At 65.1% G+C, this 19,172-nt stretch carries 19 protein-coding genes and 1 riboswitch; of the genes, 8 read left to right on the top strand and 11 right to left on the bottom strand.

Annotated features, from left to right (window positions below; all coding sequences use genetic code 11):
- The first annotated feature begins 16 nt into the window (after positions 1-16).
- From BUB09_RS15875 to BUB09_RS15860, 4 genes are read left to right on the top strand one after another with little or no spacing between them, the layout of a single operon-like run.
- A complete protein-coding gene (locus BUB09_RS15875; protein WP_175550230.1) occupies positions 17-820 on the top strand; it encodes an SDR family NAD(P)-dependent oxidoreductase in 804 nt (267 codons plus the stop codon).
- Positions 821-824: 4 nt separating this feature from the next.
- The gene (locus BUB09_RS15870; RefSeq protein ID WP_072899304.1) at positions 825-1,964 is read left to right on the top strand and encodes a glutathione S-transferase family protein; all 1,140 of its coding nucleotides are present in this window, start codon (positions 825-827) and stop codon (positions 1,962-1,964) included.
- Complete coding sequence (locus tag BUB09_RS15865) at positions 1,961-3,148, top strand: glutathione S-transferase family protein (protein ID WP_072899302.1); 1,188 nt, start codon at positions 1,961-1,963, stop codon at positions 3,146-3,148. Before BUB09_RS15870 ends, BUB09_RS15865 begins: the two co-directional genes overlap by 4 nt.
- Positions 3,145-4,863: an alkyl sulfatase dimerization domain-containing protein gene (locus tag BUB09_RS15860; protein ID WP_084083507.1), complete on the top strand. Its 1,719-nt coding sequence runs from the start codon at positions 3,145-3,147 to the stop codon at positions 4,861-4,863. Before BUB09_RS15865 ends, BUB09_RS15860 begins: the two co-directional genes overlap by 4 nt.
- Before the next feature lie 30 nt (positions 4,864-4,893).
- Here the strand turns inward: BUB09_RS15860 and BUB09_RS15855 are convergent, their stop codons facing one another.
- Positions 4,894-5,463 carry a nitroreductase family protein gene (locus BUB09_RS15855; protein WP_072899300.1) on the bottom strand — a complete coding sequence of 190 codons (570 nt, stop codon included), beginning with the start codon at positions 5,461-5,463 and terminating at the stop codon, positions 4,894-4,896.
- 226 nt (positions 5,464-5,689) lie between these two features.
- On the opposite strand from BUB09_RS15855, the gene dusA reads away from it, so the two are divergent.
- The 4 genes from dusA to BUB09_RS15835 are packed head-to-tail and all read left to right on the top strand — an operon-like array spanning position 5,690 to position 8,696.
- Positions 5,690-6,700, top strand: a complete 1,011-nt coding sequence (gene dusA / locus BUB09_RS15850) for a tRNA dihydrouridine(20/20a) synthase DusA (protein WP_245793315.1) — start codon at positions 5,690-5,692, stop codon at positions 6,698-6,700.
- A 38-nt stretch (positions 6,701-6,738) separates the two neighbouring features.
- Entirely contained in the window at positions 6,739-7,377 is a 639-nt protein-coding gene (locus tag BUB09_RS15845; protein WP_245793314.1) for a peptidylprolyl isomerase, read from the top strand.
- A 40-nt stretch (positions 7,378-7,417) separates the two neighbouring features.
- Positions 7,418-7,930 (top strand): peptidylprolyl isomerase, encoded by a 513-nt coding sequence (locus BUB09_RS15840; RefSeq protein WP_084083505.1) that lies wholly within the window; start codon positions 7,418-7,420, stop codon positions 7,928-7,930.
- Between the two features lie 40 nt (positions 7,931-7,970).
- Positions 7,971-8,696 (top strand): UDP-2,3-diacylglucosamine diphosphatase, encoded by a 726-nt coding sequence (locus tag BUB09_RS15835; protein ID WP_072899294.1) that lies wholly within the window; start codon positions 7,971-7,973, stop codon positions 8,694-8,696.
- 47 nt (positions 8,697-8,743) lie between these two features.
- On the opposite strand, the gene BUB09_RS15830 is transcribed toward BUB09_RS15835, so the two are convergent.
- The 10 genes from BUB09_RS15830 to BUB09_RS15785 all read right to left on the bottom strand — a co-directional run bounded on the left by BUB09_RS15830 (position 8,744) and on the right by BUB09_RS15785 (position 19,075).
- Complete coding sequence (locus BUB09_RS15830; protein ID WP_072899292.1) at positions 8,744-9,544, bottom strand: ferritin-like domain-containing protein; 801 nt, start codon at positions 9,542-9,544, stop codon at positions 8,744-8,746.
- A gap of 64 nt (positions 9,545-9,608) precedes the next feature.
- Complete coding sequence (locus tag BUB09_RS15825; RefSeq protein ID WP_072899290.1) at positions 9,609-9,902, bottom strand: SWIB/MDM2 domain-containing protein; 294 nt, start codon at positions 9,900-9,902, stop codon at positions 9,609-9,611.
- A 147-nt stretch (positions 9,903-10,049) separates the two neighbouring features.
- Complete coding sequence (locus BUB09_RS15820; RefSeq protein ID WP_072899288.1) at positions 10,050-10,433, bottom strand: DoxX family protein; 384 nt, start codon at positions 10,431-10,433, stop codon at positions 10,050-10,052.
- A gap of 11 nt (positions 10,434-10,444) precedes the next feature.
- Entirely contained in the window at positions 10,445-11,650 is a 1,206-nt protein-coding gene (locus tag BUB09_RS15815) for an O-succinylhomoserine sulfhydrylase (protein WP_072899286.1), read from the bottom strand.
- Between the two features lie 41 nt (positions 11,651-11,691).
- Positions 11,692-11,769: riboswitch (SAM riboswitch) on the bottom strand.
- Positions 11,770-11,810: 41 nt separating this feature from the next.
- Positions 11,811-13,331: an amidophosphoribosyltransferase gene (gene purF / locus BUB09_RS15810; protein WP_072899284.1), complete on the bottom strand. Its 1,521-nt coding sequence runs from the start codon at positions 13,329-13,331 to the stop codon at positions 11,811-11,813.
- Positions 13,332-13,375: 44 nt separating this feature from the next.
- On the bottom strand, positions 13,376-13,903 hold the full coding sequence (locus tag BUB09_RS15805) for a CvpA family protein (RefSeq protein ID WP_072899282.1): 528 nt from the start codon (positions 13,901-13,903) through the stop codon (positions 13,376-13,378).
- A gap of 118 nt (positions 13,904-14,021) precedes the next feature.
- On the bottom strand, positions 14,022-15,143 hold the full coding sequence (thrC, locus tag BUB09_RS15800; RefSeq protein WP_139250318.1) for a threonine synthase: 1,122 nt from the start codon (positions 15,141-15,143) through the stop codon (positions 14,022-14,024).
- 75 nt (positions 15,144-15,218) lie between these two features.
- A complete protein-coding gene (locus BUB09_RS15795) occupies positions 15,219-16,529 on the bottom strand; it encodes a homoserine dehydrogenase (RefSeq protein WP_072899278.1) in 1,311 nt (436 codons plus the stop codon).
- Positions 16,526-17,794, bottom strand: a complete 1,269-nt coding sequence (gene alaC, locus BUB09_RS15790) for an alanine transaminase (protein ID WP_072899276.1) — start codon at positions 17,792-17,794, stop codon at positions 16,526-16,528. The genes BUB09_RS15795 and alaC overlap by 4 nt, the downstream gene beginning before the upstream one ends.
- A 144-nt stretch (positions 17,795-17,938) precedes the next feature.
- Positions 17,939-19,075 (bottom strand): PQQ-dependent sugar dehydrogenase, encoded by a 1,137-nt coding sequence (locus tag BUB09_RS15785; RefSeq protein WP_072899274.1) that lies wholly within the window; start codon positions 19,073-19,075, stop codon positions 17,939-17,941.
- Between the last annotated feature and the right edge of the window lie 97 nt (positions 19,076-19,172).

The raw sequence follows: 19,172 nt of genomic DNA, 5'->3' as shown, positions 1-19,172 counted from the left end.
TCAGGAGCAGCACGACGTGAGTCGCATTCAAGGAAAGCGGGCCGTGATCACCGGCGCCAGCAGCGGAATCGGCGAGTCGATCGCCGTGGCATTGGCGCACGCGGGTGCCAGCGTCGTGCTGTGCGGACGCGATACCGAGCGCCTGGCTGCTGTGCAAGCGCGCTGCTCGGCACTGGGCGCGCAGGCACAGGTTCATGCGGCCGACGTGGCCGACGACTCCGCGATGCAAGCGCTGGCCGCACAGATGCAGCAGAATAATCAGCCGGTCGACATTCTGATCAACAACGCCGGCGTGGTGATGGGCGGCTTGTGTTGGGAAGTCGAGCCCGACGATTGGCGAAGGCTGCACGAGATCAACGTGATGGGTGTGGTTCACGGCATCCGCGCATTCGTGCCGCTGATGATCCAGCGCGGCGGCGGCGGGCACATCGTCAACATGGCCTCAGTGTCGGGCTTCGTCGGCGTCGGCGGCATGGCCACCTACAGTGCCAGCAAATTCGCCGTCGTCGGCTTGAGCGAATCCCTACGCGCCGACCTGCACCGCTACCAGATCGGCGTCAGCACCGTGTGCCCTGGCTTCGTGCGCACACCGATCCAGTCCAAGGTCAAGCTCGTGGGCGCGCTCGATACGCCGCGCTCCCGGGCCCGCGTCGACCGCGACTTCGCCCGGTCGACGCTGATGCCGGACGAAGTGGCGCGCTGCACGCTGCGCGCCATCGAACGCAATCAGGCTCTCGTGTATCCCGGCCGGGAAGCGCGGATGGCCGCGCTGATGCATCGGATCGTGCCCGGCCTGCTGGCGCGCATGATTCGGGGTTGAGCCGATGAGCCGCGCCGCCGAGGTCGCGCCCGACATTACGCCCGACATCACGTTGTACGCGCTGCCGCACTCCTACTACAGCGGCAAGGTACGCAGCTATCTGCGCTACAAGGGCATCGCGTATCGCGAAACACTGTCGACGCTGAACGTGTTCCGCCGCGTGATCGTGCCGCGTACCGGGGTCAAGTACATCCCGGTGATCGAGACGCGAGATGGCGAGTTCATTCAGGACAGCACGGTGATCATCGATGCGCTGGAGTCGCGCTATCCGCAGCGGTCGGTCTATCCGGACACGCCGCGCCAGCATCTGGCTGCGCTGCTGCTGGAGATTCTCGGCGACGAATGGATGCTGATGCCGGGTATGCACTACCGCTGGAGCTTCTGGCACGAACGCGAGCACATCGACGATGTACTCGAACACTTCGGCTTACTGCTGTCACCCCATGCGCCGCGCTGGCTGCGTCGGTTCTTCGGGCGCCGCGCTTGCCGTCCGTTCGCTGGCGCGCTGCCGATGCTGGGCATTACGAATGAGACGATCCCCGAGATCGAAGCGCGCTACGAGCGCCTGCTCGACCAACTCAACGCCCACTTCAGCGCACACCGCTATCTGCTGGGCGAGCGCGCCGGCATCGGCGATTTCGGACTGATCGGGCCGCTGTACGCACATCTGGGTCGCGACTTCTACCCGCTGGCGCTGATGCGGCAGCGTGCTCCGCAGGTCTACGCCTGGGTGCAGCGGATGAACACCAGCACCCCGCCGATCGGTGACTACGTCGCGAACGATGCGATCCCGGAAACGCTGATGCCGGTGCTGCGTGACCTGTTCACCGACTATCTGCCGATCCTGCGTGACACCGTCAGCCGGCTCGATCAGTGGATCGACGATCACCCTGGACGGCGTATCCCGCGCGTGATCGGCCGGCATCGGTTTCGGCTCGGCGATATCGAAGCCGAGCGCGCGATCTTCCCATACGCTCAATGGATGCTGCAGCGCCCGCTCGACTATTGCGCCGGGCTGCCGACCGTACCGCGCGCAGCGGTCGACGACCTGCTGCACGCACTTGGCGACCGCAGCGCGCTCGACATCCATCCGCGCCATCGACTGGGTCGCGAGCACAATCGCCTGGTCGTCACCGACGCATGAGCCAGCCCGAGCAACCGTATACGCTGTACCTGTTCTGGATCTCGTACTTCAGCGGCAAGATGCAGGCATACCTGCGCTACAAGCGGATCGCGCACGTCGAGATCGAAGCGCAGTGGAGCGGCGAGTTGATGCGCGATGTGCTGCCGAACACCGGCTTGATGAAGGTCCCGGCGATCCGCACGCCGCAAGGTCAATGGCTGGCCGACACGACGCCGATGATCGACTGGTTCGAAGCGCGCCATCCGCAAGGCAGCGTGATACCGGAGGATGCGTACCAGGCGTTCTTCAGCCGCTTGCTCGAAGACTACGCTGACGAGTGGCTGTGGCGCCCGGCGCTGCATTATCGCTGGAGCTACGCCAGCGATTCGCATGCGCTGTCGCGGCGTTTCGCCGAGACCTTTCTATCGCGGCATCCGCTGCCGGCCCCGCTGATCGCCGCGATGGTGCGTCGCCGCCAGCGGCGGATCTACGTCGATGGCGATGGGGTGACGGCCTCGACGCGGGCGCACGTCGAGTCGATCTACCTGAATACACTGGACCGCCTTCATGCGCTGTTCGAGCAGCAGGACTATCTGCTGGGCGGGCGTCCGAGCTTGGCCGACTTCGGCTTTTTTGCGTCGATGTTCCGCCACTTTAGCCTCGACCCGACGCCGAGCCTGATCATGCAGCAGCGCGCTCCGGCCGTGCTGGCCTGGGTCGCTCGCATGTGGAACGCGCGTTACGACGACGCCCGGCTCGGCTCTTGGTGCGCGCCCGGTACGCTACCCGACGGCTGGGGTCCGTTGCTGGATGACGTCGGCAGCGGCTACCTGCCCTATCTGCTGGCCAATGCGCGCGCGTGGCGCGACGGGCGGCGTCGATTCGACGTCGAGATTCAAGGCACGTTGTATCGACGCTTGCCGGTCGTGCAGTACCGCGTCTGGTGCCGCGAACGGCTGCAGCAGCACCGCACCGCGCTACCCGAGGCCGTGCGCGCGCTCGTCGACGCACGCTTGCAGCAGGCCGGCGCGCTCGATGTATTGCTCGCCGACGGTACGATCGCGTCCGGCTTGTATGACGACGTAACGCCGCCGGTCTGCAGACCGCGCCGATACGGCGCAGCCGAACGACTGCGCCGCTTCTTTACCGGCACCCATTGGCATGCACCCAAGACGCGTGCCCCGTCTGACGGAGATACTCGATGAAGTCGATGCTGACAGCCACGCTGACGGCCAGCCTGTGTGTGATGCTTGCCGCTTGCGAGCGCGGTGCAGCGCCGGCAGCGGCGGTCGATGCACCGAGCCCAGAGGCGCTGACCGAACACAGCGCCGAGTTTCGCCGCGAGGTGATCAAGGTCACCGATGGCGTCTGGGTCGCGATCGGCTACGGCATCGCCAATTCGATCCTGCTGGAAGGCGACGACGGCCTGGTGATCGTCGACACGATGGAATCCCGTCAGGCCGCCGCACAGGTGCATGCCGAGTTCGCCGCGATCAGCCGCAAGCCGATCAAGGCCGTGATCTACACGCACTCTCACCCCGACCATATCGGTGGCGCCGCCGAGTTCGCCGGGCCGGGCGTTGCGGTGATCGCCCACGATGACGTCGGCGCCCACATGGACCAACTCGCCAGCGAGTTGCAGCCGGTCATCACGCAGCGCTCGCTGCACATGTACGGCACCAAGCTGCCGCAAGGCGAGCGCGTCAACATCGGCATCGGCGGCTTTCTGAACTTGGACGCCGAGTCCACGCTCGATACGGTGCGCCCGACCCAGACGTTCGGCGAACAACTCGACCTGCGGATCGCCGGCATCGACTTGCAACTGCGCCACGCGCCCGGCGAAACGGATGACCAGATTCTGGTATGGCTGCCGCAGCGCGGCGTGTTGCTGTGCGGCGACAACTTCTACAAGGCATTTCCAAACCTGTACACGATCCGCGGCACGCGGTATCGCGATCCGAAGCGCTGGGCGGCTTCGCTGGATGCGATGCGCGCGCTGCAGCCGCGCTACCTGGTGCCGAGCCATTCACGACCCTTGAGCGGCGCCGACCCGATCGCCAGCGTGCTGACCGACTACCGCGACGCGATCCGCTACGTTCACGACCAGACGCTGCGCTTGATGAACCGTGGCCTGCTGCCGGATGAGATCGCCCAGCAGCTGCAACTGCCGCCACATCTGGCGGCATCGCCGTACTTGCAGCCGTTCTATGGCAAGCCGTCGTGGAGCGCCAAGTCGATCTTTGCCGGCAATCTCGGGTGGTACAGCGGCGACCCGGCCGAGCTGCAACCGCTGCCGCCCGATGCGCAAGCACAGCGGATCGTCGCGCTCGCAGGCGGGCTCGAGGCGGTCGACCGGCAGATCACAGCCGCCATCGAGGCAAAAGACTGGCAGTGGGCGCTACAACTGAGCGGCTATGCACTGCGCGTGGCGCCGCAGCACGCTGCCGCGCGTGATGCGCGGATCGCCGCGCTGCGTGCGCTGGCCGACGCCGAAACCAACCCACCCGCGCGCGACTGGTACTACACCAGCGCGCATACCTTGGCCGGCGACTTCAGCGTGCCGCGACGCGAAGGCAAGCCGAGCGCCGCGATGCTGGCCGGCATGCCACTGCGTGTGTTCTTCGACGGCATGGCGGTGAACCTGCACGCCGAAGACACGCTCGACCAAGTGATCCGCGTCGGCCTGATCTTCACCGACCCCGATGCGCGCTACACCTATACCGTGCGGCGCGGCGTCAGCGAACTGCAGGCGGGCATTGCCGACGACGTGGCGCTGCAAGTGCGCGTGCCGACGCAGGTGTTCAAGGAAACACTGGCCGGGCTGCGCAGCCCGGCCATGGCGATCGCCAGAGACTTCGACATGGAGCGCGGCAGCAAGCTCGACTTCGTCCGCTTTATGCAGCTGTTCGAGCCGCAATGAGTATGCAGCCGCCGCGCAGTGCCGACGACACTACTGGAACGTGAATACGCCTTCGCAGATCGTCTCGGACAGCGGACGCCGCGGGCTCGGCGATTCGCGTGACTGCAGCTTTTCCGGCAGTGCGCTCAGCGGCCCCGGCTTGCCGATCGCGACCATCGCCTCGACCTTGAAGCCTTCGGGAATCTGCAAGCGGGTCGCAGCGGCCGCGTAGTCGAAACCGGCCATGCCGTGCACGACCAAGCCCTGCGCCATGCCCTGCAGTGCGAGGTTCTGCCACGCCGCGCCGGTGTCGAAGCTGTGGGTGCCCTGCGCCTTGTCGGACACGATCAGCACCAGCGCAGCAGCCTGAGACACCCACAGCTGGTTGGCCGGCACCAGCAGGTCAAAGAACAGCGGCCACTGCTGGGTATCGCGGCGCGCATACAGCAAACGCCAGGGCTGCGCATTCATTGCGGACGGCGCCCAGCGTGCGGCCTCGAACAAGCGCATCAGCTGCGCGGGCTCGATCGCCTCACCCGACATCGCGCGGGGCGACCAGCGGTCGACGAACAACGGCTCGACTGCGTGGTCGGCGGTACGGGTCTGGCTGCCTTTGATCATCGAATAACGCTCCGGAGGGTCTGCCCGGATTATCGGGGATCGAGCTGAACGCGTGTTGCGCCGTAGGCGCGGCCATAGGGCCGGCACCGGCGCTATGCGACACTGAGCGCCGAACCGACCGGGGCGGAGCGATCCGCCTGCTTCCGTGGTGTGTATCTCGATGACAACTCCCAACGCGGCGCCACCGCCCGCCGCCCCTGCCCTGCACCGCTTGTGCGTCGCCCCGATGATGGATTGGACGGACACGCATTGCCGGAGCTTTCATAGACTGCTGGCGCCCAACGCCTTGCTGTACACCGAGATGGTGACGACCGGCGCACTGCTGCACGGCGACGTGGCGCGGCACCTGCGCTACGACGCCAGCGAGCATCCGCTGGCGCTGCAGCTCGGCGGCTCAGACCCGGAGGCGCTGGCGCGCTGCGCCGAGCTGGCCGCGACCTGGCAATACGACGAAGTGAATCTGAACTGCGGCTGCCCGTCGGACCGGGTGCAGGAAGGCAGCTTCGGCGCCTGCCTGATGCGAGATCCGCAGCGCGTCGCCGCGTCGGTCGCAGCGATGCGCCGCGCCACCGATCTGCCGGTGACGGTCAAGCACCGCATCGGCGTCGACGACTGCGAGGACTACGCGTTCATGAAGCACTTCGTCGAAACGGTGGCCGCTGCCGGCTGCACGGTGTTCATCGTGCACGCGCGCAAGGCCTGGCTGCAGGGCTTGTCGCCTCGCGAAAACCGCGAAATCCCACCGCTGACCTATGAGCATGTGTACCGGCTCAAGCAAGAATTTCCCCAGCTGACCGTGGTCATCAATGGCGGCATCCGCAGCGTCGAGCAATGTCGGCAACACTTGTTGCAGGTCGACGGTGTGATGATCGGTCGCGAAGCCTACGAGAACCCGTATTCACTGGCGGCGATGGACGCGGCGCTGTTCACGCACACCGCGCGCGCGGCGGCCGGTGACGCAGCCGCAACAGAATGCGACGACGCCGCGCTGCAACTGCCGAGCCGTGAAGCGGTGCTGCAGGCCTATCGCCCGTATGTGGAACGCCAGCTGGCCTCGGGCACGCCGCTGAAGCACATCACGCGGCATCTGCTGGGCTTGTATCGGGGTCAGCCCGGCGGCCGGCAATTTCGTCGCCTGCTGTCGGAGCGGGCCCATGCACCCGGTGCCGGCATCGACGTGTTGCTCGACGCGATCCCGGTCGCGGGCAGCGCCGAGTCCACGTCGGTCGCGGCATAATGCGCTCCCCTCAGCCGGGCATCGCTGCCCGGCTCGCAATGAACGCCCCCGCCATGATCCGCAATCTGCTGCTGTCCGCACTGCTGCTGTCGTCGATCACGTTGCGCGTCGATGCGGCCAACGCCCCGACGACAGCCGTCCCGGCCACCACCGCGCCGGCCGCCGCCTTGCCGCGCGTGCAACTGCGCACCACACAAGGCGACATCGTCGTCGAGCTCGACCCCGTCCGCGCACCGAAGACGGTGGCGAACTTCATCGGCTACGTTAATCGCGGTTTCTACGACGGGCTGATCTTTCATCGCGTGATTGCCGGCTTCATGGCGCAGGCCGGTGGCTACGACACGCGCTTCGAGCATCGCGAGGCCGGCCCCGGCACGCCCAATGAAGCCGACAACGGCTTGAAGAACCTGCGCGGATCGATCGCACTGGCACGTGATGCGCGCCCTCACTCCGGCACCAGCGAGTTCTATATCAACCTGGTCGACAACGGCATGCTCGATTCGCCCAACCCCGACGGCTGGGGCTACACGGTGTTCGGGCGCGTCGTCAGCGGCATGGACGTCGTCGACAAGATCGCCGCGATTCCGACCGGTCGCGGCGGTCCGTTTCCGACCGATGTACCGCAGCAGCCGGTGGTGATCATGAAAGCCACGCAACTGTCCGCCGTGATGCGCTGACGCGCGCCGCCGCATTCAACAACCCAACCTGAGCTATACGATGACCGACACCGCCACCCCCGTTCGCGTGCTGCTGAGCACCTCCGCCGGCAACATCACGCTGTCGCTGGACGCCGAGAAGGCACCCAAGACCGTCGCCAACTTCGTCGAATACGTAAAGGCCGGCCACTACGACGGCCTGGTGTTCCACCGCGTGATCAAGGGCTTCATGATCCAGGGCGGCGGCTATGACGCCGAATACAACCAGAAGCGCACGCGCGCGCCGATCCAGAACGAAGCCAAGAACGGCTTGAAGAACAAGCGCGGCACGATCGCGATGGCGCGCACCGGCGAGCCGCACTCCGCGTCGAGCCAGTTCTTCATCAATCATGGCGACAACGACTTTCTCGACTATCCGGGACAGGACGGCTGGGGCTATGCGGTGTTCGGCGCCGTGACCGAAGGGCTCGACGTCGTCGATCAGATCGCCAACACACCGACCGGCTCGGCCCGTCCGTTTGGCCGCGACGTGCCGGTGACCCAGATCATCATCACGTCGGCCACGCTGATCTGAGGTCCGACTTGCAGGCGCAGGCCCGACCGCGATCGCGAGCATGAGCACGCTGCTGCTGTCGGACCTGCATCTGCCTGCGCAGCCCTCACCGCTGCGCGAGCAGTTCAAGGCCTTGCTCGATGGGCCGGCACGCAACGCCCAAGCGGTGTACTTGCTCGGTGACCTGTTCGAGTACTGGGTTGGTGATGACATCGGCCTGGACGTCTATGCCGATGAAATCGCGGCGCTGGCGCGCCTGGCGCGCAGCGGCGTGGCGCTGTACGCGATGCGGGGCAATCGAGATTTTCTGCTGGGTGAACGCTTTGAGCGTGAGAGCGGCGTGCACCTGCTGCCCGACCCCAGCGTCGCCCGGATCGAAGGCCGATCCTGGCTGCTGTCGCACGGTGACCTGTGGTGCACCGACGATGTCGGCTATCAGCGCTGGCGTTGGTTTGCGCATCGTCCTGTCGTGCAAACCGCGTTCACGCATTTGCCGCGTCGCTGGCGCGAGCAAATCGCCGGTGGTTTACGCCGCGGAAGTCAGCAAGCCAAGGCCGGCAAAAGCAGCGCGATCATGGACGTCAATCCCAGCGCCGTGATCGCGGCGCTGCGCAGCGCCGGCGTCACGCAAATGATTCACGGCCACACGCATCGGCCGGCTCAGCATCGCCTTGAGATCGATGGCCGACCGGGATTACGCATCGTACTGCCGGACTGGCACGATGATCGCTGCGAAGTGCTCGTAATCGATCGCGATTCGATAAAAACGCTGCGCTTGACCGACTGAACTCGCCGGCGCGCCTGAGTGCCACGCGACAATCCATCACGGCAGCACTAGTGACCGGCGATCAGCTCGGCCGGCATCTCATCGGGATCGAACCCCGCCGCGCGACGCGCCGGCCAGTTCAGCGGCGCCCGTATCCGGGTCTGACTGTCGTCCAGCAGGCGCAGAAAGGTGGGTGTCGGGTCCAGGCCGCGCTGCTCGCAGCACCAGCGAAACCACTGGGTGCCGATCGCCACATGGCGCACTTCTTCGTCGAGAATCACGCGCAGCACCGCGGCGGTGGCGTGATCCTTGACCTCTTGCAGGCGCGCGATCATGCCTGGCGTCACGTCCAGGCCACGCGCTTCCAGCACGCGCGGCACGAGTGCCATCCGCACCATGACGTCATCTGCGGTTTTCTCGGCTTGTTCCCACAGGCCGTTGTGCGCCGGGAAATCGCCGTAGTCGTGGCCCATCTCGCGCAAGCGTGACGCGAGCATTGCAAAGTGTCGTGCCTCATCGCGTGCCACGCTGAGCCAGTCGTCGTAGTACGACGCCGGCATGCCGGCAAAACTCAGACAGGCGTCGAGTGCCAGATTGATCGCGTTGAATTCGATGTGGGCAACCGCGTGAACGAGCGCAGCGCGCCCTTCTGCCGTGCCCAGCCCGCGCATCGGTACGTCACGCGGACGCACCAGCTGCAGTCGTTCCGGGCGGCCCGGCGCAACACGCTGACGCGGTTGATGAATGAAAGAGTCGTCGTCGATGACGAGCGAAGCAACCGCAGCGCATTTATCGGCTGGGTCTTGCAACTGCAGCACCTGCTGCAGCCGGTCGATGGCGCTCAGAGCGGTCGCCGGCTGCAGGAACATATCGCGACGAAGACGATGCGCGTAATGCGGTTTACAGCGTCTTTCGAAGCGTACGGCGCGAGGCTTACTTGCTGACGTGTTCGTTGACCAGCTTGGTCATCTCGAACATCGTCACTTGGTCCTTGCCACCGAACACCGGCTTGAGCTTGGCGTCGGCATTGATCGCACGACGGTTCTTGGCGTCCTGCAGGTCGTGCTTCTTGATGTAGTCCCAGACCTTCTTGGTCAGATCGGCGCGCGTGATCGGGTCAGCGCCCACGATCTCGGCCAGTGCGGCGTCGGGCTTGACCGTCTGCGAAATACCGCCGCGGGGAGCGGCTTTCGGGGTCGCGGCGCCTTCGCCTTGCTTGGTGGCCATGCTGAATCTCCTATTACGTAAAAGGTGTTTCGATCGGTGCTGCAATTCGTGCCGCATGCGTTGCGGTGCGCAAGCTTACACGGGCACGCGGCGGCGTGCTCCCTTGTACACGACATCATCGCTCGCGCAAAAGCGAGCGGATACGATTCAGGCGAGCGAGCGCATCTGACGTGATGACCATGCCAAGCGTGCAATAGCGGCGAGCAACACCACTTGCACCAGCAGACGAACGCCGAGAAGAACTGGCGGAAACAGCGGGAAAAGCTGCGGGTTTTGCCACATGTAGACATTCGCCGGCGTTACCGCCAGCGTCAGCAGAAACAGACCAACGGCCGCTGCGCGTCGCGTCGGCCGATATAGCAAACCGGCGGCGCCGAGCAGCTCGAAAACACCACTGACGGCGACCACCCACTCGGGGCGCGGAATGTACGGCGGCACAATGCCAATGAAGAAATCCGCGCTGATGAAGTGCCCTGCACCGCCAAACAAAAACCAGGCGACGACAAAGATCAGACAGATACGATCCAGCATTTTGCAGGTCCTCAGAGCGAGCGCATTGCGCGCTGCAAGTCATTGATCAGATCAACCGCATCTTCAAGCCCGATCGACAAGCGCACCAGGCTTTCGCCGATGCCGGCCTTGGCACGCGCCTCGGCCGTGATGCGGCCATGCGTTGTGGTCGCCGGATGCGTGATCGTCGTACGGGTATCGCCGAGGTTGGCCGTGATCGAGCACAGGCGCGTGCCGTCGATCAGCTTCCACGCTGCCTCGCGACCGCCGTGCACATCGAACGACACGATCGCGCCGAAGCCGCGCTGCTGGCGCAACGCCAGCTCATGCTGCGGATGCGTTGGCAAGCCGGGATAGTGAACGCGGGCAACCTGCGGCTGCTGCTGCAGCCACTGCGCGATCTGCATCGCGTTGTGCTCGTGCGCCCTCATCCGCACCGCCAAGGTTTCCAAGCCCTTCAAAAAAACCCAGGCGTTGAACGGCGATAGGCACGGCCCGGCCGTGCGCATGAACGCGAACACGTCTTTGCCGACACGCTGCGCGTCGCCGACGATCGCACCACCGAGGCAACGGCCTTGTCCGTCGATGAACTTGGTCGCCGAATGAATGATGTAGTCGGCCCCCAGCTTCAGCGGCTGTTGGAAGACCGGCGTCAGAAAGCAGTTGTCGACCGCGAGCTGAGCCCCGTGCGCGTGAGCGAGTTCCGCCAGCGCTGCGATATCGGCAATCTCGGTCAGTGGATTGGACGGCGTTTCGATGAACAGCAGCCGCGTATTCGGCTGCAAACCACGGCGCCAGGATTCAATGTCGGTCAGGTCGGCGTAGCCGACCTCGATGCCGAGTTTGGCGATGTAGTTGTTGAACAGATTGATCGTCGAACCGAACAGGCCGTTGGACACCAGCAGGTGATCGCCGGCCTTCATGACCGTCAGCACCAGCGTCAGGATCGCCGCCATGCCGCTGGCCGTGGCGACGCAGCTTTCGCCGCCTTCGAGTCGCGCCAAGCGCTGCTCGAAGGCCTGCACGGTCGGGTTGGTAAAGCGGCCGTAGATGTTGCCGGCTTGCGCGCCTGAGAAAATCGCCGCCGCTTCGGCGGCGCTGCCGAACGTAAAGCTCGACGTCAGATACATCGACGGCGAATGTTCACGCTCGGCGCTACGCAGCTCGGCGTGACGAATGCCCAGCGTGGCAAAGCCGTATTCGGCGTCGGGAAGGTCCAGCGAAGGATCGTGGCTCATGGTGTCGGGCAACCGTTGCTACCTATACCGCGCGACGCCAAACGAGCCTGCTTGCAACCCGTTTAGCGACATTTATTAAGCGCCCGCAAGCAGGAATACAAATCGGCGCTGGGCGGCAGTGTAGAACCGCGCGCCGCGGCAGGCAATGCGCGGCTGGCGGTCAGCGCGCCGCCGCGTTGTCCAGCTCGATGACCGACTGCGAGGCCACGTCACGCTTGGCCTTGGCCGCATCGGACCGGAATAGCTCGAGCTGATTCAAGTATTCCGGGCTGATGTCTTGGGTGATGTATTCGCCAGTGAACACCGAGCAGTCGAAGCGCTGAATGCTCGAATGCTTGTGGCGCACGGCGTCGATCAGGTCGTTCAAGTCCTGGAAGATCAGCCGGTCGGCACCGAGCAGCGTCTGCAGTTCCAGGTGCGTGCGGCCATGTGCCACCAACTCCGAGGCCGTCGGCATGTCGATCCCGTAGACGTTCGGGTAGCGCACCGGCGGAGCCGCCGACGCGAAATACACCTTGCGCGCGCCGGCATCTCGCGCCATCTGGATGATTTCCTGACTGGTGGTGCCGCGCACGATCGAATCGTCGACCAGCAACACATTCTTGCCGCGAAACTCGACATCGACCGGATTGAGCTTCTGGCGCACGCCTTTCTTGCGCTGCGCCTGCCCCGGCATGATGAAGGTGCGGCCGATGTAGCGATTCTTGATGAAGCCTTCACGGTAGTGGACGCCCAATCGCGCTGCGACTTCGGCCCCGGCGACGCGCGAGGTGTCCGGAATCGGAATCACGACGTCGATATCGTGCTCGGGCCACTCGCGCAGAATCTTCTCGGCGAGCTTGATTCCCATGCGCAGACGCGCTTTATAAACGTAGATGTCGTCCATCACCGAGTCGGGCCGCGCCAGGTACACGTACTCGAAGATGCAAGGCGACAACACTGGATTGACCGCGCATTGACGGCGATGCAGCTTGCCTTCCATGTCGACGTAGATCGCCTCACCCGGTGCGATGTCGTCGAGGAACTCGTAGCCAAGCGCGTCGAGCGCGACCGACTCCGATGCGATCATGTATTCCTTGCCGCTCGGCGAGTCACGCCAGCCATAGCAGACCGGGCGGATACCGAACGGATCGCGGAAGCCGACCAAACCGTAACCGCTGATCATCGCCACGACCGCGTAAGCCCCGCGGCAGCGACGATGCACGCCTGATACCGCAGCGAAGATGTCGTCAGGCATCAACTTGAGCTTGCTCTGAATCTGCAGCTCGTGCGCGAACACGTTGAGCAGCACTTCCGAGTCGGACTCGGTGTTCAGATGCCGACGGTCTTCGGCAAACAGTTCCTGCTTAAGCTCTTCGGCATTGGTCAGGTTGCCGTTGTGCGACAGGGAAATGCCGAACGGCATGTTGGTATAGAACGGCTGGGCTTCGGCCGAGCTGCTAGCGCCGGCCGTCGGATAGCGGACGTGGCCGATACCGATCGGGCCGCGCAGCCGCGCCATGTGCTCGTCCTTGTTGAACACGTCGCGCACCAGACCATTGTCCTTGCGCAAGTGCAGACGATGGCCTTCATTGGTGATGATGCCGGCCGCGTCCTGACCGCGATGCTGCAGCATCGTCAGCGCGTCATAGAGTTCCTGATTGGCGCTTTGATGCGAGTAGATGCCGACAATGCCGCACATGGTGACCTCGGAAGCGAATCAGACGACGGTTAAAAACAGACCCACTAATACGACGCTTCGACCGCGTTGTCGGCATCGTCGCCCTGCCGTTGCAAGCGATCGAGCCAGCGCGACGGCACGACGATGCCGATTGCATCGGCGAGCCACTCGAAGCGATTCAGCAACAGCGACTGACGCCACCACGGGTCTTGCCGCACCGCGGTTCCCTGCGCCACGAGTACAAACATCGCAACCAGCACGGCGCCGCGCATCAAACCAAAGCCGGCGCCGAGCGTGCGATCGGTCGATGACAGCACGCTTTCGCGCAGGCGGCGCACCAGCAGCGCCGTCGCGATGCCGCCGACGAGCAACCCACCGAAGAACAACAACACATGAGCTGCGATCGAGCGCACCGACGGTGCGCTGAGATAGTCCGCCAGCGAATCGGCAACGACCGGGGCGAATGCAGCGGAGAGCCAGATCGCCAGCACCCATGTCAGCAAGCCCAGGGTTTCGCGCGCGAAGCCGCGGATGACGCCGATCAAGGTCGAGACCGCCAGTACGCCCACGATGCAGTAATCCACCCAGATCATGACGCGCCCGGCTCGCAACGAGACTGACATTTTAGCATTGCCGCACCCGCCATCGTTGGCATGGGGCTATGCGTACCACCCGATCGGCAAGCGGTGATCGGCGATGCCGCTGGCTTGCTCAGGACAGGCGATCGAGCAGCGCCTTCTCGACGGCGGAACGCTCGGCGTCGACTTCGACCACGCCGCTGAGTCCGCCCTTGACGATGATGTCGGGGTCCTTGAGACCAAAGCCGGTCAGGGTGCAAACCACCTTCGAGCCCGGCGCGATTTTGCCGCTCTTGATGTCACGGATCGCACCGCACAGCGAGGCAGCCGATGCCGGCTCGCAGAACACGCCGTCGAGCTCGGCCAAGCGGCGCTGCGTGCGCAGGATGTCCTCGTCGGTGCATTCGTCGAACCAGCCGCCCGATTCCTGCTGAACGGCCCATGCGAGGTCCCAGGACTGCGGGTCGCCGATACGGATCGCGGTGGCGACCGTTTCGGGATTGCGCACGGCGGCGCCGCGCATGAACGGCGCGCTGCCGGCAGCCTGATAGCCGACCATCTTGGGACGCGTGTCGGTCAGCGTTTCGCGCGAGTAGTGCTGCAACTCCGGCGCGAGCCGGTTGATCGTCGTCGGGAAGTTGCTGACCTCGGCATAGCCGAGCCAGTGCGCGCTGATGTTGCCGGCGTTGCCGACCGGAATGCAGTGGTAGTCCGGCGCGCGGCCAAGCGCTTCGACGATTTCGAATGCCGCCGTCTTCTGGCCCTGCAAACGGAACGGGTTGATCGAGTTGACGATGGCCACCGGCGCCGTTTCGGCGACTTCCTTGACCAGGCGCATGCCATCGTCGAAGTTGCCGCGGATCTGCACGACGACCGCGCCGTGCACGATCGCCTGAGCCAACTTGCCTAGCGCGATCTTGCCTTCGGGAATCAGCACGAACGCCGTGATGCTGGCGCGCGCAGCGTAGGCAGCAGCTGCGGCCGAGGTGTTGCCGGTGGACGCGCAGATGATGGCGCGAGCGCCTTCGTGTACGGCTTGCGTCACCGCCAGCGTCATGCCGCGGTCTTTGAACGAGCCGGTCGGATTCAGGCCTTCGAACTTGACGTACAGCTCGCCTTCGAAACCGATCTCGCGCTCGGTGTTGTAGATGCGGATCAGCGGCGTGCGACCTTCGCCCAGGCTGATCGCGCAGTGATTCGGCGTCAGCGGCAAGCGGGAACGGTAGTGGTCGACAAGGCCGGTATAGCGGGTCATGGAATCAGAACCAGTGGATGACGGCGTGTAATCGGTTGCCGGGAGCGACATGCCGCCCGGCTTGGGTCATGCAGATTAGAAATGCTCGACACGAAACCGTGAGATGTCGTGGCGCACGAACGGCAGCTGGCGCACGCGCGCCACCGCTTCGTTGAAGCGCCGCTCCGGAATCACTGACGTGATGACCGCGACGCTGGCGTCGGCGCCGCCTTGCGGCTCCTTCTGCAGGATCGCTTCGATGCTGATGTCCAACTCGGCCAGGATCGACGTGATGGCCTTGAGCACACCCGGCTCATCGGCGACCGTGATGCGCAGATAGTGCGAGCTGACCACGTCGGCCAGTGGCAACACGTTCAGTTCGCGAACGGCCGAAGGCTGGAACGCCAGCGACGGCACATGGTGGCGCGCGTCGGAACCCAGCGCACGCGCCACGTCGACCAGGTCCGCAACGACAGCCGATGCCGTGGCGTCGCCACCGGCGCCCCGGCCGTACAGGCCGATCTGGCCGACGGCATTGCCCTGCAGCAGCACGGTGTTGAGCACGCCGTCGACCTTGGCCAACAGACGGTCCTCAGGCACCAGCGTGGCGTGCGCCCGCAACTCCACGCCGGCGTCGGTTCGCTTGGCGATACCCAGATGCTTGATCCGGTAACCGAGCGCTTGCGCGATGCGAATGTCCTGCGGCGTCACCTTGGTGATGCCTTCGACCGACACCTTATCGAACGAAAGCGGCATGCCGAACGCGATGCTGGCCAAGATCGTCAGCTTGTGTGCGGCGTCGATGCCCTCGACATCGAACGTCGGATCGGCTTCGGCATAGCCGAGCCGCTGCGCGTCGGCCAGCGCATCGGCGAACGCCTGCCCCTTCTCGCTCATCTGCGTCAGGATGTAGTTGCAGGTGCCGTTGATGATGCCGGCCAAGGCTTCGATGCGATTGCCGGCCAAGCCTTCGCGGATTGCCTTGATCGCCGGAATGCCGCCGGCGACGCTGGCTTCGAACGCGATCATCACGCCGCTGGCCTGTGCAGCCTCGAAGATTTCATTGCCTTGCAGCGCAAGCAGCGCCTTGTTGGCGGTCACCACCGGCTTGCCGCGACGCAGCGCAGCCAGCACCAGTTCCTTGGCCGGCGACAGGCCGCCGATGGCTTCGACGACGACATCGACATCGGCTTCGGCGGCGATCCGTATCGGGTCGGCGACGATCTGGATGCCGTCCAGCGACACGTCGCGTGCCCGGTGCGGGTCGCGCGCCGACGCATGCGTGACGACGACGGCGCGGCCGACGCGACGCGTGATCTCGTCGGCGTTGGTGCGCAGCACGCGGATCACGCCCTGCCCGACCGTGCCCAGGCCGAGCAGGCCGACACGCAGCGGCGCGGTCGTCATGCCACACCTGCCTTCGGTGCCGGCGGGCTGATCGCCGCAGCACCTTTCTGCAGCAGCTTCTTGATACCGCGAATTGCCTGACGCGTGCGGTGTTCGTTCTCGATCAACGCAAAGCGCACATGGTCGTCGCCGTAGTCGCCGAAGCCGGCGCCGGGCGACACCGCCACCTTGGCCTCGGCCAGCAGCAGCTTGGCGAATTCGATCGAGCCCATCGCGGCAAACGGCTCGGGAATCTTGGCCCAGACGAACATCGTCGCCTTGGGCTTGGTGACATTCCAGCCGATCGAGCACAGGCCTTCGCACAAGGCATCGCGGCGCTTGCGATACATCTCGGCAATCTCGGCGACACAGTCCTGCGGGCCTTCGAGCGCCGCAATCGCCGCCACCTGGATCGGCGTGAACATGCCGTAGTCGAGGTAGCTCTTGATCCGCGCGAGCGCGGCAACCAGCGTCGGGTTGCCGCACATGAAGCCGACGCGCCAGCCCGGCATGTTGTAGCTCTTCGACAGCGTGAAGAACTCGACGGCGAGGTCCTTGGCACCCGGCACCTGCAGCACGCTCGGCGCTTGATAGCCGTCGAACACGATGTCGGCGTAGGCCAAGTCGTGCACCAGCCACATTTGATGCTCGCGGCAGATCGCAACGGCTTTCTCGAAGAACGCCAGATCGACGCATTCGGTCGTTGGGTTCGCCGGGAAGTTCAGGATCAGCATCTTCGGCGCCGGCCAGCTTTCCTTGATGGCGCGCTGCAGCTCTTCGAAGAAGTCGACATCCGGCGTCATCTTGACGTGGCGGACATCAGCGCCCGCCAGCACGACGCCATAGGGATGGATCGGATACGCCGGATTGGGCACCAGCACCACGTCGCCCTGACCCAGCGTCGCAAACGCCAGATGCGCCAGGCCTTCCTTGGATCCGATCGTGGCGATCACTTCGGAGTTGGGGTCGACGTCGACGTCGTAGCGGTTCTTGTACCAGCGCGACATCGCACGCCGCAGGCGCGGCACGCCCTTGGACAGCGAGTAGCGGTGCGTGTGCGTGCCGTCCTCGTCGATCAACTCGGGGCGAACGTAGTCGCTGTCGGTGCCGCGCACAGAGGCCTCCACCAGCTTGTCGACGATGTGCTTCGGCGTCGGCTGGTCGGGGTTGCCCATGCTGAAGTCGATGATGTCCTCGCCACGAGCTCGGGCTGCGGCCTTGAGGTCACCAACGATGTTGAAGACATAGGGCGGCAGGCGCTGGATGCGCGGAAAGTTGGCTTTCACGACACTCGCTTAGGTGGTGGGAGGAGAGGCTCGACGCGGCCGGCGGCCGCGAGGGGCGGACATTATCGAGGTCGCGCCCCCCGCTTTCAATGCGCGCGCTGTTTTGGGGCCGCGCGCTGGCCGGCCTCTCCTCGCCGCGCGCCGCTACGGCGCGTAGCGGATGCGCCAGATCCTGCCACCAAGGTCATCGGCGACCAGCAAAGCACCGTCCGGTGCCACCAGCACATCAGCGGGACGGCCACTGACCTGAGATCCGGCAAGCCAGCCTTCGGCAAACGGCTGCTGGTCGATCACCTGCCCGCTGGCGTCGATCCGGACACGCTGGATCCGGTAACCGATCTTTTCAGAGCGGTTCCAGGAGCCGTGCTCGGCGATGAACAGATTGCCGCGGTACTCGGCCGGAAACTGCGTGCCGGTATAGAACGCCAGCCCCAGCGGCGCCACATGCGGCCCCAACAGCGCCGCCGGCGCCTTGGCCGACGAGCAGCGACCCTGCGCACCGAATTCGGGGTCGGCCACGCTGCCGGCATGGCAGTACGGGAAGCCGAAATCCTCGCCGCTGCGGTCGAGCACGTTCAGTTCGCAGCTTGGCGTGTCGTCGCCGAGCATGTCGCGGCCGTTGTCGGTAAACCACAGCTTCTGCGTCTGCGGATGCCAGGTGAAGCCGACTGAGTTGCGCACGCCGTCGGCGACGACCTCCCAGTTGCGGCCGTCGGCGTCCATGCGCGTGATCGAGCCGTAGCGCAGCGTGCGGCCGTCGCGCTCGAACCGGGCCAGCGGGCAGACGTTGCAGGGTGCGCCAATGGCGACGTACAGCTTGCCGTCCGGGCCGAAGTCGATGAAGCGCCAGCCGTGGTGGGTTTCGGTCGGAAGGTCGTCACGGACGCGGGTTGGCGATGGCGGTGCGTCGAGACGAGACTCGATGCCGACCAGCTTGAAGATGCGCTGCACTTCGGCGACGTAGAGATCACCGTCGCGAAACGCGATGCCGCTGGGCATGTTCAAGCCTTCTGCGATGACGCGGACGCGGTCGGGCCGTCCGTCACCGTTGGTGTCGCTCAGCGCGTACACCTTGCCCGCTTTGCGGCTGCCGACGAACAGCGTGCCCTTGTCGCCGTAGGCCATCGCACGCGCATTGTCGACGCCGTCGACCCAGACCTCGGCCTTGAATCCGGGCGGGAGCATCAGGGTCGGCAGGCCTTGTAATTCGGCCGCGATGGAACCACCTTGCACCAGCAGCACAACAAGGCCGGCCAGCAACCCAAGGGTCAGCCGATTCATAGCGCACTCCTATTCACCGCATCATCGAATTTACTTAGCCCGGCATCGCCGGGGTCCATAGAATGACGGCCCGACCGGTCCTTACCCCACGCCGGTC

The sequence above is a fragment of the Hydrocarboniphaga daqingensis genome (assembly GCF_900129825.1).
Classification (GTDB): Bacteria; Pseudomonadota; Gammaproteobacteria; order Nevskiales; family Nevskiaceae; genus Hydrocarboniphaga; species Hydrocarboniphaga daqingensis.
The sequence above is the reverse complement of the archived record's forward strand: the minus strand, read 5'-3'. Positions and strand labels throughout refer to the sequence as shown.

Excerpts from the sequence above, each read along its gene's own strand:
- BUB09_RS15870 (WP_072899304.1), top strand. The coding sequence starts at position 825 with ATGAGCCGCGCCGCCGAGGTCGCGCCCGACATTACGCCCGACATCACG.
- BUB09_RS15865 (WP_072899302.1), top strand. The coding sequence starts at position 1,961 with ATGAGCCAGCCCGAGCAACCGTATACGCTGTACCTGTTCTGGATCTCG.
- BUB09_RS15860 (WP_084083507.1), top strand. The coding sequence starts at position 3,145 with ATGAAGTCGATGCTGACAGCCACGCTGACGGCCAGCCTGTGTGTGATG.
- BUB09_RS15855 (WP_072899300.1), bottom strand. The coding sequence starts at position 5,463 with ATGATCAAAGGCAGCCAGACCCGTACCGCCGACCACGCAGTCGAGCCG.
- dusA (WP_245793315.1), top strand. The coding sequence starts at position 5,690 with ATGATGGATTGGACGGACACGCATTGCCGGAGCTTTCATAGACTGCTG.
- BUB09_RS15845 (WP_245793314.1), top strand. The coding sequence starts at position 6,739 with ATGAACGCCCCCGCCATGATCCGCAATCTGCTGCTGTCCGCACTGCTG.
- BUB09_RS15840 (WP_084083505.1), top strand. The coding sequence starts at position 7,418 with ATGACCGACACCGCCACCCCCGTTCGCGTGCTGCTGAGCACCTCCGCC.
- BUB09_RS15835 (WP_072899294.1), top strand. The coding sequence starts at position 7,971 with ATGAGCACGCTGCTGCTGTCGGACCTGCATCTGCCTGCGCAGCCCTCA.
- BUB09_RS15830 (WP_072899292.1), bottom strand. The coding sequence starts at position 9,544 with ATGTTCCTGCAGCCGGCGACCGCTCTGAGCGCCATCGACCGGCTGCAG.
- BUB09_RS15825 (WP_072899290.1), bottom strand. The coding sequence starts at position 9,902 with ATGGCCACCAAGCAAGGCGAAGGCGCCGCGACCCCGAAAGCCGCTCCC.
- BUB09_RS15820 (WP_072899288.1), bottom strand. The coding sequence starts at position 10,433 with ATGCTGGATCGTATCTGTCTGATCTTTGTCGTCGCCTGGTTTTTGTTT.
- BUB09_RS15815 (WP_072899286.1), bottom strand. The coding sequence starts at position 11,650 with ATGAGCCACGATCCTTCGCTGGACCTTCCCGACGCCGAATACGGCTTT.
- purF (WP_072899284.1), bottom strand. The coding sequence starts at position 13,331 with ATGTGCGGCATTGTCGGCATCTACTCGCATCAAAGCGCCAATCAGGAA.
- BUB09_RS15805 (WP_072899282.1), bottom strand. The coding sequence starts at position 13,903 with ATGATCTGGGTGGATTACTGCATCGTGGGCGTACTGGCGGTCTCGACC.
- thrC (WP_139250318.1), bottom strand. The coding sequence starts at position 15,143 with ATGACCCGCTATACCGGCCTTGTCGACCACTACCGTTCCCGCTTGCCG.
- BUB09_RS15795 (WP_072899278.1), bottom strand. The coding sequence starts at position 16,529 with ATGACGACCGCGCCGCTGCGTGTCGGCCTGCTCGGCCTGGGCACGGTC.
- BUB09_RS15785 (WP_072899274.1), bottom strand. The coding sequence starts at position 19,075 with ATGAATCGGCTGACCCTTGGGTTGCTGGCCGGCCTTGTTGTGCTGCTG.